Consider the following 14,169-nt stretch of genomic DNA (forward strand, 5'->3'; position numbering starts at 1 on the left):
AGCGCGTCGCGCACGCCGATGGGCGCACACACGAGACGCGATCCTACGCCCGTGACACGCGATTGCAAGGACGTGTCCGCCTGCCGTTCAGGAGCGGGTGCAGCAGGCGGGACCGCGGGGACGGACTGGAGGCTCGGTGCGGGTGACCGACGCGCGTCACCCGCACCGTGCCTCCAGGGTGACTGCACGCGCGCCGCACGCGCGGACGCGCCGCGACGCACGTCCCCCGACGTCCAGTTGCGCGTCGGTGGCGGGAACTAGAGTGGGTGCCGCCCGTTCTCCGGTCGTGACCCGACCGCCTGACGGGCCGACATGTCCACCACGAAACGAACGAGGTCAAGGGTGACGGTGAACGACCAGGACCCATATTCGGCAGACCACAGGGACCAGGACCCGGAGGAGACCGCCGAATGGCGTGAGTCCCTCGACGGCCTGGTCGCGGCGAACGGTCACGAGCGTGGGCGGGACGTCATGCTCAGCCTGCTCAAGCGGTCCAAGGAACTCCACCTCAACGTGCCGATGGTCCCGACCACCGACTACGTCAACACGATCGCTCCGGAGAACGAGCCGGAGTTCCCGGGCGACGAAGAGCTCGAGCGCAACTACCGTCGTTGGATCCGCTGGAACGCCGCGATCACGGTGCACCGCGCGCAGCGACCGGGCATCGCCGTCGGTGGACACATCTCGACCTACGCGTCGAGTGCCGCGCTCTACGAGGTCGGCTACAACCACTTCTTCCGCGCACAGGACCACGCGTCCGGCGGCGACCAGGTGTTCTTCCAGGGCCACGCCTCACCCGGCATGTACGCCCGCGCGTACCTCGAGGGTCGTCTCGGCGAGGACCAGCTCGACGGCTTCCGCCAGGAGCAGTCGCACGCCGGCGGCGGTCTGTCGTCGTACCCGCACCCTCGCCTCATGCCGCACTTCTGGCAGTTCCCGACCGTGTCGATGGGCATCGGCCCGATCAACGCGATCTACCAGGCGCAGCAGGCCAAGTACCTCACCAACCGCGGCATCAAGGACGCCTCCGACCAGCAGGTCTGGGCGTTCCTCGGGGACGGCGAGATGGACGAGGTCGAGTCCCGCGGACAGCTGCAGGTCGCCGCGAACGACGGCCTCGACAACCTGAACTTCGTGATCAACTGCAACCTGCAGCGGCTCGACGGACCGGTCCGCGGCAACGGCAAGATCATCCAGGAGCTCGAGGCGTTCTTCCGCGGTGCCGGCTGGAACGTCATCAAGGTCGTGTGGGGCCGCGAGTGGGACGACCTGCTCGCCAAGGACTCCGAGGGCGCGCTCCTCAACCTCATGAACCGGACGCCCGACGGCGACTACCAGACGTACAAGGCCGAGAACGGCGCCTACGTCCGCGAGAACTTCTTCGGGCGCGACCCCAAGACGCTCGCGATGGTCGAGGACTACAGCGACGACCAGATCTGGAACCTCAAGCGCGGTGGGCACGACTACCGCAAGGTCTACGCGGCGTTCAAGGCGGCGGCCGAGCACAAGGGCCAGCCGACCGTCATCCTCGCCAAGACCGTCAAGGGCTACGGCCTCGGCCCGAGCTTCGAGGGACGCAACGCGACCCACCAGATGAAGAAGCTCACCCTCGACAACCTCAAGCAGTTCCGCGACGAGATGCGCATCCCGGTCTCCGACGCGCAACTCGAGGAGAACCCGTACACCCCGCCGTACTACCACCCGGGGAACGACGACGAGGCGATCCAGTACATGCACGAGCGTCGTCGCGAGCTCGGCGGCTACGTGCCGGAGCGGCGGACGAAGTACGCGCAGGTCTCCCTGCCGGACGACTCCCGCTACGCCATCGCCAAGAAGGGCTCCGGCAAGCAGCAGATCGCCACCACGATGGCCTTCGCGCGCCTGCTGAAGGACCTTCTCCGCGCGCCGGACTTCGGCAACCGCGTGGTGCCGATCATCCCGGACGAGGCACGCACGTTCGGCATGGACGCGTACTTCCCGACCGCCAAGATCTACAACCCCAACGGCCAGCACTACACGTCGGTCGACCGCGAACTCCTCCTGGCCTACAAGGAGAGCCCGCAGGGTCAGATCATCCACGTCGGCATCAATGAGGCCGGCGCGATGGCGGCCTACACCGCCGTCGGCACCTCGTACTCGACGCAGGGCGAGCCGCTCATCCCGGTCTACGTGTTCTACTCGATGTTCGGGTTCCAGCGCACCGGTGACGCCCTCTGGGCCGCCGGCGACCAGATGGCCCGCGGGTTCGTCATCGGCGCGACTGCCGGTCGCACCACGCTGACCGGCGAGGGCCTCCAGCACGCCGACGGCCACTCGCTGCTCCTCGCGGCGACGAACCCCGCCGTGGTCTCCTACGACCCCGCCTACGGCTACGAGATCGGCCGCATCGTGCAGTCCGGCCTCGACCGGATGTACGGCGTCGACGACAACGGCGACCCGAAGCACAGCGACCCGAACGTCTCGTACTACCTCACGGTGTACAACGAGCCGATCGTGCAGCCGGTCGAGCCGGAGGACGTCGACGTCGACGGGATCGTCAAGGGCATGTACCTGCTCAAGCCGAGCGAGCACGACGGACCGAAGGCCCAGCTGCTCGCCTCAGGTGTCGCCGTGCCGTGGATCCTCGAGGCGCAGCAGCTCCTCGCCGAGGACTGGGGCGTGTCGGCCGACGTCTGGAGCGTCACGAGCTGGGGCGAGCTCCGCCGCGACGGCCTCGCCGCGGACGAGCACGCGTTCCTCAACCCGAACGAGCAGCCCCGGACGCCGTACGTCACCGAGAAGCTGCAGTCCACCGACGGCCCGGTGGTCGCCGTGACGGACTTCATGCACGCCGTGCCCGACCAGATCCGTCAGTTCGTGCCGCGCGACTTCGCGACGCTCGGTGCCGACGGCTTCGGGTTCTCGGACACCCGTGCCGCCGCGCGTCGCTTCTTCAAGATCGACGGTCCGTCGGTCGTGGTGCGGACGCTCCAGCAGCTCGCACGGCAGCAGAAGGTCGACCCGTCGGTCGTGCAGGCCGCGATCGACAAGTACCGGCTGCACGACGTCACCGCCGGCACGACCGGCAGCGCGGACAGCGAGAGCTGATCCGCAGGTGGTGACGCTGCGCGCAGACGCCGCGGGCCGGGAGCGTGACCGGGAACGGACACTCGCCTGGCTCCGCGGTGTCTCCGGCGAACTCGCCAGCGCGACGATCAAGCGGCTCGAGGAGACCCTGCCCTGGTACGGCGAGATGCCCCCAGGGCGCCGTTCCGCCGTCGGCATGGTCGCGCAGGCAGGCATCTCGTCCTTCATCTCCTGGTTCGAGGACCCCCGGGCAACGCCGTGGGTCGCAGCGGACGTCTTCGGCGCAGCGCCCCGCGAGCTCCTCCGCTCGGTGAGCCTGCAGCAGACCCTGCAGCTCATCCGCGTCGTGGTCGAGGTCGTCGAGGACCGGGCGAAGGACGGCGACGACGTCCTGCAGGAGGCGATCCTGATGTACTCGCGCGAGGTCGCGTTCGCCTCGGCCGACGTCTACGCCCGCGCGGCCGAGGCCCGTGGGCTCTGGGATGCCCGTCTCGAGGCGCTCGTGGTGGACTCGATCCTCTCCGGCGAGTACGACGACGAGCTCCCCTCGCGCATCGCCGCCCTCGGCTGGCACGGACACGGCGAGGTCGCGGTCCTCGTCGGCACGGCCCCCCGGCAACTCGAGGTCGACACGCTCCGGCGCACCGCCAGGCACATGGACGCCGACGTGCTGATCGGCGTCCAGGGCTCGCGGCTCGTCGTCGTGATCGGGCGGGCGACGCCGCGGGACGACACCCCGGACGGCGAGGAACCCGTGTCCTTCATGACCATCGCGACGGCGCTCGAGCCGTCGTTCGGCGAGGGACACCTGGTGCTCGGCAACGAGGTCCCCGGGGTCGTCGACGCCTCCACCAGCGCGAAGGCCGCCCTCGCGGGGTTCGCCGTCGCCCGGGCCTGGCGCGGAGCACCCCGACCGGCACTCGCGGACGACCTGCTGCCGGAGCGGGCCTTCGCCGGGGACCCACTGGCCCGGACGGCCCTCGTGCAGCGGATCTACACGCCGCTCAAGGACTCGTCGACGGAGCTGCTCCAGACGCTCTGGTGCTACCTGGACACCGGCCGGTCGCTCGAGGCGACGGCCCGCGAGCTCTTCGTCCACCCCAACACCGTCCGGTACCGGCTCCGGCGCGTGGCGGACATCATCGGCTGGGACGCCACCCACGCCCGTGATGCCCTCATCGTGCAGTCCGCGCTCATCATCGGCGCGATGTCGGAGTCCGCGGCGACCCGTCGTCGCCCCACCCGCCGATGACCGCCCTCGCCCTTCCGCAAGACACCAACTCCGCCGCATCGCGCACGGACATGTCTCTGCGTGACGCGGCCAAGGTGGCGTTTTGCGGTCCGCGCTTGTCGAGTCCTGCCAATGTCTGAGGAGATTCTTGTGCTGATGCGCACACATGTCGGCCGTACCGCAGCGGGGAGGATTGAGCAGTGATCGTCATCGTCGCGCCCGGACAGGGCTCCCAGACTCCCGGGTTCCTCGCCCCATGGCTCGAGGACTCCACCGTGCGTGAGCGCGTCGGGTCCTGGTCCGAGGCGATCGGCGTCGACCTCGCAGCCCACGGCACCACGTCCGACGCGGACACCATCCGCGACACCGCGCTCGCGCAGCCCCTCATCGTCGCGGCGGGACTGGTCACCGCCGACGCGCTCCTCGCCGACGGCCGCCGATCGCTCGTCGGGGGTGTCGCCGGACACTCGGTCGGCGAGTTCACCGCCGCCGCGGTCGCCGGGATCCTCCAGCCGACCGACGCCGTCGCACTCGTCGCAGAGCGCGGGCGCGCCATGGCCGACGCCGCAGCCCTCGAGCCGACCGGCATGAGCGCCGTCCTCGGCGGCGACCAGGACGCGCTCCCCGCGGCACTCGAAGCCGCGGGTCTCGTGCCCGCCAACCACAACGGCGGCGGCCAGACGGTCGCAGCCGGCAGCCTGGAGGCACTGGCCGCGTTGTCCGAGAACCCGCCGGCCAAGACGCGGGTCGTCCCGCTCAGCGTCGCCGGAGCGTTCCACACCCGGTACATGGCGCCGGCGGTCGAGCGCATGGCCCCGGTCGCGGCCGCCGCGACGGTCACCGACCCGACCCTGCCGATCTGGACCAACGCTGACGGTTCCCGGGTCGAGGGCGGCCGCCACTTCGTCGACCTCATGGTGCAGCAGATCGCGAACCCCGTGCACTGGGACGCGGTGATGGCCTCCTTCGCTGCGGCGGGGGTCACGGGCATCATCGAGCTCGCACCGTCCGGTGCCCTCACCGGACTGGCCAAGCGAGGACTGCGCGGAACGCCCGCCGTCGGTGTCGCCACCCCGGACGACCTCGCGGCTGCGATCACCATGCTCCGGGACTCCGCCGACGCCGATGCGGCGGTGACCGCATGACCACCGGGACCGACCTGCCGGACGCAGCTCCGGGCCTCCCGACCGAACCCGGCACGGGTGGCGCACCGGTCCTGCTGCAGCAGCGCGGCCACGAGTACAGCCGCATCCTCGCCCTCGGTGCGGCCCGCGGCGAGATCGTCGTGCCGAACGAGGAGCTCGTCGGGCCGATCGACTCGTCCGACGAGTGGATCCGCCAGCGCACCGGCATCGTCACGCGGAAGCGTGCCGGAGCGGACGTCGGCGCGATCGACCTCGCCGAGACCGCGGCGCGCGAAGCGATCCAGAAGGCCGGGATCACTGCCGACCAGATCGGTGTCGTGCTCGTCTCCACCGTGACGAACACCGTCGCGACACCGTCGATGGCGTCACTCCTCGCCGAACGCCTCGGCGCGGCACCCGCGGCCGCGTACGACATCAGCGCCGCATGTGCCGGGTACGCGTACGGCATCGCCCAGGCCGACTCGTTCGTCAAGAGCGGTGTCGCGGACCACGTGCTCGTCGTCGGCGCCGAGAAGCTCAGCGACATCGTCGACCCGACCGACCGCTCGATCTCGTTCCTCCTCGGGGACGGCGCGGGTGCCGCGGTGGTGGGTCCGAGCGACACGCCCGGCATCGCACCGACGATCTGGGGTTCCGACGGCTCCAAGTGGGACGCGATCCGGATGACCTCGACCTACGCGGAGTGGCGTGCCGGGGGCGAGCAGCCGACCATCCGCCAAGAGGGTCAGACGGTCTTCCGATGGGCGGTGTGGGAGATGGTCAAGGTCGCCAAGCAGGCCCTCGAGGTCGCCGGTGTCACGGCCGACCAGCTCGCGGCGTTCGTGCCGCACCAGGCCAACATGCGCATCATCGACGAGTTCGCCAAGCAGCTCGGCCTGCCGTCGTCGGTCGTCATCGGCCGCGACATCACCGACACCGGCAACACGTCCGCGGCGAGCATCCCGCTCGCGACCCACCGTCTGCTCGAGGAGAACCCGTCGCTGCACGGCGGACTCGCCCTGCAGATCGGTTTCGGCGCCGGCCTGGTGTTCGGCGCACAGGTCGTCGTCCTCCCCTAGCTCTGTTTCCGTCCCCATCCACCGAACCCGTCGCCCGTGCGTGCCCTAGGCTTGTCCACGGTCAACGACACCCCCATCAAGGAGAAGAACATGGCAGCGTCCTCTGACGAAGTCCTCGCCGGCCTGGCCGAGCTCATCAACGACGAGACCGGTATCGCCACCGACACGGTCGAGCGCGACAAGTCGTTCACCGACGACCTCGACATCGACTCGATCTCGATGATGACCATCGTGGTCAACGCCGAGGAGAAGTTCGACGTCAAGATCCCCGACGAAGAGGTCAAGAACCTCAAGACCGTCGGCGACGCCGTGGACTTCATCACGAAGGCACAGGGCTGATCCCAGGCTCCACGGGCGCCGTGGCACGTTCGACCCCCGGTCCGACGAGCCACGGCGCTCTCCTGTACCCGCACCACCAACGCTGACCCCAGAAGGATCGTCGTCATGACCACCACCCACACCGTCGTCGTCACCGGCGTCGGCTCCATCTCCCCGCTCGGCGCCACCGCCACGGAGTCGTGGGAGGCGCTCCTCGCGGGCAAGTCCGGGATCAGCACCATCGAGGAGGACTGGGTCGAGCGCTACGACCTCCCCGTGCACTTCGCGGGGCAGGCACGGAAGTTCCTCGGCGACCAGCTCACCCGCCAAGAGGTCAAGCGCCTCGACCCGGGGTCGCAGCTCTCCCTCGTCGCCGCCCGTGAGGCCTGGGCGGACGCCGGCATCGACGACGCCGCGATCGACCCGGAGCGGCTCATCGTGGACTGGGCGACCGGCATCGGCGGCCTCAACTCACTGCTCGACGGCTGGGACACCCTGCGTGAGCGCGGTCCGCGCCGCATGCTCCCGATGACCGTGCCGATGCTCATGGCGAACGGCCCCGCGGCCGCCATCGAGATGGCGTTCGGTGCCCGCGGTGGAGCCCGGACCTACATCTCGGCCTGTGCGTCGAGCACCGAGTCCCTCGCCGAGGCCTACCGGCACGTCTCGACCGGAGTCGCCGACGTGGTGATCGCCGGCGGGTGCGAGGCAGCGCTGCACCCGATGCCCCTGGCGGCGTTCTCCGCCATGCAGGCGCTCTCCCGTCGGAACGACGACCCGGAGGGCGCCTCGCGCCCCTACGACGTCACCCGCGACGGCTTCGTGCTCGGCGACGGTGCCGCGGCACTCATCCTCGAGACGAAGGAGCACGCGCTCGCCCGTGGTGCCCGCATCTACGCGGAGATCGCCGGTGGCGGGATCACGTCCGACGCGTTCCACATCACCGCGCCGGACCCGGAGGGCAGTGCTGCCGCCCGTGCGGTGTTGCAGGCACTCGGGCAGGCCGATGCCTCGCCCTCCGACGTCGTGCACGTCAACGCGCACGCGACATCCACCTCGGTCGGGGACATCGCCGAGTACCACGCGATGCGCCGGGTCTTCGGTGACGGCCTCGACGACGTCGTCGTGTCCGCGACCAAGGCGTCGACCGGACACCTGCTCGGGGGCGCCGGTGCCATCGAGGCGATGTTCACCGTCCTGGCCCTGCACCACCGGGTGGCACCGCCGACGATCAACCTCACGGACCAGGAGCCGGAGATCGTGATGGACGTCGCGCGCGAGCCCCGGAAGCTCGCCGACGGGGACCTGCTGGCGATCAGCAACTCGTTCGGCTTCGGCGGCCACAACGCCGTCGTCGCGATCCGGACGGCGTAGCCCCACCCCTCCCCGGCCCGGCCCCGGCCCGGCCCGGCCCCGCCCGGGCCCGCGCTGTCGTGCGAAACACCGCCCTGAAGCCGAGGCACCGCCTTCGAAGGCGGTGTGTCGGCCACAGGGCGGTGTTGTGCGCCTGATGACGGAGGGTCGGGTCAGCCGACCCGGTGCAGCCAGACGACGGGGTTGCCCTCGCCGGCCTGCCGGAACGGCTCGAGCTCCTCGTCCCACGACTGCCCGAGCGCGAGCCGGAGCTCGCGGTGCAGCTCGAGGGCGTTGCTGCCCGCGACCTCCATCGCGTAGCGCACCCGGTCCTCGGGCACGACCATGTTCCCGGCGACGTCGGTCTGCGCGTAGAACACGCCGAGGTCGGGCGTGTGCATCCATCGACCGCCGTCCGAACGATCCGTCGGGTCCTCGGTGACCTCGTAGCGCAGGTGCTCCCAACCGCGCAGCGCCGAGGCGATCGACGCACCGGTCCCGACCGGGCCGGTCCAGGTGAACTCGGTCCGCCGGGCGCCGTCCTGCGCCGGCTGGTCCATCCACGAGAAGTTCACGGCACGACTCATCGCGCGACCTGCTGCCCATTCGACATGGGGGCAGAGCGCGCGAGGGGAGGAGTGCACGTAGAGAACTCCTCGCGCCACTCCTGGCCCGGCCAGGCCGGACCCCACCCCGTGCTGCGTTCCTTGTTCGGTCACGATTCCTCCGCTCATCAGGTGCGACTTCCCCATCGACCTGGCAGAGGCTCGTCCTCGCGTGGAACTGCGCGTGGCGGCATTCGATATGTGATTGTGATGTCCGTGGACAGGCCCATTATGCAGGGTCCCGGCTGGGAAGGGCAACCATCGCCCCTGGACTCAGTGGATCGCCTGGCCGTCGACGTCGTACCCGCGGGTCTCCCCGGCCGTCACCGCGACGGCCAGCCGGTTCTCCGCGGGCGGGATCGGGCACGCGTACTGGTACGAGAACGCGCACGGGGGCAGCACCGCACGGTTGAAGTCGAGGTCGATCGGCCCGGCGGTACCCGGATCGTCGAGGAACAGGAACCGGCCCATCGAGTAGGTCGTCTCCCCCGACGTCGCGTCCTGGAAGATCAGCTGCAACCGCGGGTGTCCATGGAAGGTCGCAGCCCGCACGACGATCAGGTCCGCCGCGGCCGACTCCCCCGGGATCACGACGCGGATGCGCCCGGTGACCGTCAGCGGGACGCCGGCTGCGTCGGTGACGTCGCCCCGTGCCTCCAGTCCGTCCGTCGGTGCGTACGTGCCGGACAGGACCCATGCGTCGGACGCAGGGAACGTCCCGATGCGCGCGAACCGCGAGATCGGCTCTGCAGTCGGGTCCCAGACGCGGAGGGACCAGCCGTCCCCGACCCGGCCCACCGAACCGGCCATGCCCGTCGGGAACGCGACCGTCGACGGCACGACCGCGTCGTCCCCGGCGACGAGCACGGTGCCGTCGACGACGTCGTCATCGACCACGACGCCGTCGTCCGCCGACGCGGTCACGGTGAGTCCGCCGGGCGTCGCCGCCCACGTGCCCGGCACCGGCCAGACCGTCTGCGGTCCGGTCACCTGCTGGGCGTTGACGAGTGCGAGCGGGCCCCGCGCGGCACGGATCGACCGTTCGCGCGCGGCGTGGAACGCCTCGAGATCGCCGTCGTCGCTCACAGCTGGTCCTGCCGGGGGTAGATGACCTGCTGGACGATGATGATCACCGACGCCGCGACGGGCACGGCGACGACCGCACCGAGGACGCCGCCGATCGTGCCACCGGCCACCGCGGCGATGACGACGAGGGCACCGGGGACCTGGACTGCCCGGGACATGATGCGCGGGGCGATGACGTAGGCCTCCACCTGCATGTAGATGAGGTAGTAGATCGCCGCGACGAGCGCCGTCAGCGGCGACGCGAAGAGGCACACGAGGCAGATCACGGCGGCGGCGGCGACCGTTCCGACGAGCGGGACGAGCGCACCGAGGAACGCGAAGGTCGCGAGCAGGACCGGGAGCGGCGCACCGATGCTCCAGAGGAAGACCAGACTCAGCACGCCATTCAGGACCGCCTCGGCGATCTGCCCGACGACGTACCGTCCGACCGACCCGGTGATCTGCTCGGTCACCTCGGCGAAGTTCTCACGGCGTGACGCCGGCACGAACCGGTACGTCATCCGCTTGATCCCGCGGAGCGACGCCAGGAAGTACAGCATCAGGATCAGGACGATGAGTGCCCCGGACAGCCCCGACGCGATCCCCGCGCCGACCGCGAGGACGCCGCCACCGATGTTCAACAGGTTCGCCGGGTCCTCGAGGAAGCTCTGCGCCGACTGCAGCGCGTGGTCGAGGTCGAACGTGTTGCCGAGCTGTTTCGAGAGGTCCTGCACCCACTCCTGGTTCGACAGGTTCCGCACGAAGTCGGGGATGTTCTGGACGAGGTTCGAGCCCTGCGACACGAGCACCGGCACGATCGCGAACAGGATGCCGACGAACGCGCCGATCACCCCGAGGACGACGACCAGGATCGCGACCCAGCGTGGGATGAACCGCTCGAGCCAGGTGACGACGGGGTCGAGGCCGAGCGCGATGAAGACCGCGACGCCGATGTAGACGAGGACCGTCGACAGCTCGCGGACGAGCAGCCCGGCGAGGAGTGCGACGAGGACCCCGATGCCGCCCATGAACCCGAGGCGGAACGCGTTGACGCGGACGCCGGTCGAGCCCTTCTGGTGATCGACGGTCACGTTGGGCACGGGCGCTGGTGCGCGATGCGCGTCCGCGCCCCGTTTCTTCATGGATCGACTGTATCCGGCGGCCGGAGGCCGCGGTGCCACGACTGGCCGTCGGACGGGAGGCACGGTGCGCGTCCGGCGGACTAGTGGCGTCGCGTAGGGCGGGCGGGACTTGAACCCGCGAATCGTTCGGTGCTGTGTGTGACGGCACCGGGCCTCATGGGCTCTGCACCAGTAGGGCGGGCGGGACTTGAACCCGCGAATCGTTCGGTTATGAGCCGACTGCCTTGACCAGCTTGGCTACCGCCCCGCTTCGGGGCCAGCGGCCACCGGCTCCCCACGATACAGCGCCTCGAACGTGCTGAGGGTGCGGTCGATGTCGTGCGGCGCGATCATCTCGAGGCTGCGGTGCTTCATCCGCAGGTACTCGTCGTCGTCGGCGGTGAGCACGGCGGTGAGCTTCTCGGCGAGGTCGCGCTCGTCGCCGGGCTCGAACAGGTACCCGTTCCCGTCGACGAGGTGCGGGAGCGCCATGGAGTTCGCGGCGACGATCGGCAGGCCGGATGCCATCGCCTCGAGCGAGGCGATGCTCTGCAGCTCGGCCGTCGAGGGCATCGCGAAGACCGTGCCGTTCGTCAGTGCGGCGCGGAGCACCTCGTCCGAGCTGAACCCGGTGAGCGTGACGCGGTCCCCGAGGCCGAGCTCCGAGACGAGCTTCTCGATCACCGGCATGTGGTCGCCCCCGCCGACGACCGTCAGGGTCGTCCGGAGCGCCGGGTCGAGCAGGGTCATCGCGCGGAGCAGGACCTCGATCTGCTTCTCGGCGGCGATCCGCCCGACGAAGACGATGTGGTTGTCCGCGGGCCGGAGGTCCCGCGAGGTGTACAGACCCGCCTGGATGCCGCACGACACCGCCAGCACGTCGTGCACGTCGACGGCTGCCTCGAGGTACTCGGCGGCCCTCCTGGTGGGTGCCGTGATCCGGTCGACCAACCGGTAGGTCTTCGCGGCGTCGCGCCAGGCGATCCGGATCGCGAGCGGGATGATCCACTGCGGGAGCGGTGCCTGGTCGAGCACGTTCTCCGGCATGAAGTGGTTCGTGGCGATGACCGGGATCCCGCGCTCGATCGCCGTGCGGGCCAGTCCGCGGCCGATGACGATGTGCGACTGCAGGTGCACGACGTCCGGGTGGAAGGCGTCCAGGATCTTCGCGGTGTTCCGGCGCGCGGTCCACGGCCAGGCGAAGCGCAGCCAGTGACCCGGCCACCGGAGGGAGAACAGCCGGTGCACCGTGAGCGTGACGGTCCCGTGCTGTTCGACGAAGGTGCCGTTCTTCCGGAGACCCGTCGCCGGTGCCACGATGTGCACGTCGTGCCCACGTTCGACGAGGCCGACCGCGAGTCGCTCGCAGAAGTTCGCAGCGCCGTTGACGTCCGGAGGGAAGGTGTCGGCGGCGAGCAGGATGCGAAGGCGTTCGTTCTTCCGAGCAGATCCGTCCACGCTGGAACGGTAGCGCACAGCCCCGGTGCGTCTCCTCCGCCTCGCGGAGGACATCGGGTCAGCGTCGGGACTGCGGGTGGTGCTTCGCGAGCTGGAACACCCCGGTGATCGCGATGACGGCGGCCACGAGGAACCCGACGACCGCGATGCCCGGTGCGCCGGACGCCTCACCGAGCACGATGATGCCGATGCCGACCGCCACGATCGGGTCGATCACCGTGAGTCCCGCGATCACGAGGTCCGCCGGCCCCGATGCGTAGGCGTTCTGGACGAAGTAGCCCCCGAGCGCGGACGCCACCACGACGCCGACCACTGCGAACACCGTCACCCAGTCGAACGTGTGGTTGACGAACCGGTTCAGCGACACCTTGGCGAGCGTCGCCACGAACCCGTAGAGCACGCCGGCGCCGATGATGTAGTACAGCGCGCTCTTGTGCCGCTGGACGACCTTGAACGACAGCAGCACGAGCGCCAGGACGATCGCCAGGACGACGAGCACGGTGACGAGCTGCGGCCGCGTGATCGCCGACTCGTGACCGACGAGCGCCGCGATGCCGACGAAGATCGCGACGCCGATGATGCAGGTCCACACCGCTCGGCGCGACCGTTGCCCGAGTGGGACGCCGGACGCCCTGGTCGAGAACCACGTCGTGATGACGAGGGCCACGGCACCGAGTGGTTGCACCACGATGAGCGGCGCGAACGTGATGCTGATCAGCTGCAGGACGACCGCGAGGCCGAGCATGAGCGTGCCGAGCACCCAGTTGCCGCTCCCGATGAGCGCGAGCATGTGCCGGACGCTCAGCCCGCTCGTCTGCTTGCCGAGTCTCGCCTCGACGCGCTTGACACCGCGGCTCTGGAACTGGGCTCCGAGGGAGAGGAACACGGCGCCGACGAGGGCCACCGGGATCATGAGCGCCTGGAAGGGGGTCAGGTTGATGTTGACCGCGTCCGTGAGGTCGGTGAGGTCAGAGGTCACGCGACGAGGTTATCCTCCGCGGGGCCGATAACCTGGACGAATGGCCGTACTTCCGATCCGCATCACCGGCGAGCCCGTGCTCCACACCCCGGCAGAGGAGGTCACCGAGTTCGACGACGCGCTCCGCACCCTCGTCGCGGACATGCTCGAGACGACCGACGCGGCTCCCGGCGTCGGTCTCGCAGGCCCGCAGGTCGGCGTCGGCAAGCGTCTGTTCGTGTACTCGTGGACCGGCGACGACGATGTGCTCTGGCGCGGCGCGGCCATCAACCCCGTGCTCTGGATCACACCGGCGGTCCCGGAGTCGGTCGACGAGCTCGACGAGGACGACGAGTCCGAGGGCTGCCTGTCCCTGCCGGGCGAGCGGTTCCCCCTCCGCCGCGCCGAGGGTGCGCTCCTCCGCGCGTTCGACGAGCACGGCGAGCCCTTCGAGATCGAGGCGCACGGGTGGCTCGCGCGGATCTTCCAGCACGAGTACGACCACCTCGACGGACTGCTCTACGCGGACCGGCTGTCGCACCCGTTCGGCAAGCAGGCCGTCAAGGCGGTCAAGAAGCAGAGCTGGGGCGTCCCTGGCAAGAGCTGGCTCCCGGGTCACGACCACCCGGAGGGCTGACGTCGGCGGACGCCCCACGCCGACCACGAACAAGGCCCCCGTCGCAGTGACGGGGGCCTCCTTCTTGCGGGAGCTGCTTGCTCCCCGAGTTGGACTCGAACCAACAACCTGCCGGTTAACAGCCGGCTGCTCTGCCAATTGAGCTATCGAGGAT

The 14,169-nt window shown here is 70.0% G+C and carries 12 protein-coding genes and 2 tRNA genes; 7 read left to right on the forward strand and 7 right to left on the reverse strand.

The features are described from left to right. The first annotated feature begins 342 nt into the window (after positions 1 to 342). From aceE to ASF23_RS02350, 6 genes are all read left to right on the forward strand, one after another. The gene (gene aceE / locus ASF23_RS02325; protein WP_055948296.1) at positions 343 to 3,087 is read left to right on the forward strand and encodes a pyruvate dehydrogenase (acetyl-transferring), homodimeric type; all 2,745 of its coding nucleotides are present in this window, start codon (positions 343 to 345) and stop codon (positions 3,085 to 3,087) included. A gap of 10 nt (positions 3,088 to 3,097) precedes the next feature. Beyond that, positions 3,098 to 4,318 carry a PucR family transcriptional regulator gene (locus ASF23_RS02330; RefSeq protein WP_055949127.1) on the forward strand — a complete coding sequence of 407 codons (1,221 nt, stop codon included), beginning with the start codon at positions 3,098 to 3,100 and terminating at the stop codon, positions 4,316 to 4,318. Positions 4,319 to 4,497: 179 nt separating this feature from the next. After that, positions 4,498 to 5,442, forward strand: coding sequence for an ACP S-malonyltransferase (locus ASF23_RS02335; protein WP_055948299.1), 945 nt, complete (start codon positions 4,498 to 4,500; stop codon positions 5,440 to 5,442). Next, on the forward strand, positions 5,439 to 6,500 hold the full coding sequence (locus ASF23_RS02340; protein WP_082473719.1) for a beta-ketoacyl-ACP synthase III: 1,062 nt from the start codon (positions 5,439 to 5,441) through the stop codon (positions 6,498 to 6,500). Before ASF23_RS02335 ends, ASF23_RS02340 begins: the two co-directional genes overlap by 4 nt. 90 nt (positions 6,501 to 6,590) lie before the next feature. Next, positions 6,591 to 6,839 (forward strand): acyl carrier protein, encoded by a 249-nt coding sequence (locus tag ASF23_RS02345; protein WP_055949133.1) that lies wholly within the window; start codon positions 6,591 to 6,593, stop codon positions 6,837 to 6,839. A 105-nt stretch (positions 6,840 to 6,944) separates the two neighbouring features. Beyond that, on the forward strand, positions 6,945 to 8,192 hold the full coding sequence (locus ASF23_RS02350) for a beta-ketoacyl-[acyl-carrier-protein] synthase family protein (protein WP_055948302.1): 1,248 nt from the start codon (positions 6,945 to 6,947) through the stop codon (positions 8,190 to 8,192). A gap of 152 nt (positions 8,193 to 8,344) precedes the next feature. Here ASF23_RS02350 and ASF23_RS02355 read toward each other — a convergent pair whose 3' ends face one another. The 6 genes from ASF23_RS02355 to ASF23_RS02380 form a co-directional block, all read right to left on the reverse strand. Then, entirely contained in the window at positions 8,345 to 8,815 is a 471-nt protein-coding gene (locus ASF23_RS02355; RefSeq protein WP_235510741.1) for a DUF3145 domain-containing protein, read from the reverse strand. A gap of 234 nt (positions 8,816 to 9,049) precedes the next feature. After that, a complete protein-coding gene (locus ASF23_RS02360) occupies positions 9,050 to 9,862 on the reverse strand; it encodes a DUF1684 domain-containing protein (protein WP_055948307.1) in 813 nt (270 codons plus the stop codon). Further along, a complete protein-coding gene (locus tag ASF23_RS02365; RefSeq protein ID WP_055948309.1) occupies positions 9,859 to 10,983 on the reverse strand; it encodes an AI-2E family transporter in 1,125 nt (374 codons plus the stop codon). Before ASF23_RS02365 ends, ASF23_RS02360 begins: the two co-directional genes overlap by 4 nt. Positions 10,984 to 11,155: 172 nt before the next feature. After that, positions 11,156 to 11,230: transfer RNA gene (locus ASF23_RS02370), tRNA-Ile, on the reverse strand. Then, a complete protein-coding gene (locus ASF23_RS02375) occupies positions 11,221 to 12,420 on the reverse strand; it encodes a glycosyltransferase (protein WP_055949136.1) in 1,200 nt (399 codons plus the stop codon). The genes ASF23_RS02370 and ASF23_RS02375 overlap by 10 nt, the downstream gene beginning before the upstream one ends. A 58-nt stretch (positions 12,421 to 12,478) precedes the next feature. Further along, positions 12,479 to 13,399, reverse strand: a complete 921-nt coding sequence (locus ASF23_RS02380) for a multidrug DMT transporter permease (RefSeq protein WP_200919282.1) — start codon at positions 13,397 to 13,399, stop codon at positions 12,479 to 12,481. Between the two features lie 40 nt (positions 13,400 to 13,439). Here ASF23_RS02380 and def point away from each other — a divergent pair, with 40 nt between their 5' ends. Continuing rightward, entirely contained in the window at positions 13,440 to 14,015 is a 576-nt protein-coding gene (gene def / locus ASF23_RS02385; RefSeq protein ID WP_055948311.1) for a peptide deformylase, read from the forward strand. A gap of 80 nt (positions 14,016 to 14,095) precedes the next feature. Here the strand turns inward: def and ASF23_RS02390 are convergent. Then, positions 14,096 to 14,168 (reverse strand) — tRNA-Asn (locus tag ASF23_RS02390). Between the last annotated feature and the right edge of the window lies 1 nt (position 14,169).

Origin of the sequence: Curtobacterium sp. Leaf261 (assembly GCF_001422205.1) — a bacterium.
In the GTDB taxonomy this organism is placed as follows: Bacteria; Actinomycetota; Actinomycetes; order Actinomycetales; family Microbacteriaceae; genus Curtobacterium.

What these genes read in the sequence shown, in the direction of transcription:
- ASF23_RS02350 (WP_055948302.1), top strand. Translation starts at nt 6,945, where the DNA reads ATGACCACCACCCACACCGTCGTCGTCACCGGCGTCGGCTCCATCTCC.
- ASF23_RS02365 (WP_055948309.1), bottom strand. Translation starts at nt 10,983, where the DNA reads ATGAAGAAACGGGGCGCGGACGCGCATCGCGCACCAGCGCCCGTGCCC.
- def (WP_055948311.1), top strand. Translation starts at nt 13,440, where the DNA reads ATGGCCGTACTTCCGATCCGCATCACCGGCGAGCCCGTGCTCCACACC.
- ASF23_RS02340 (WP_082473719.1), top strand. Translation starts at nt 5,439, where the DNA reads ATGACCACCGGGACCGACCTGCCGGACGCAGCTCCGGGCCTCCCGACC.
- ASF23_RS02345 (WP_055949133.1), top strand. Translation starts at nt 6,591, where the DNA reads ATGGCAGCGTCCTCTGACGAAGTCCTCGCCGGCCTGGCCGAGCTCATC.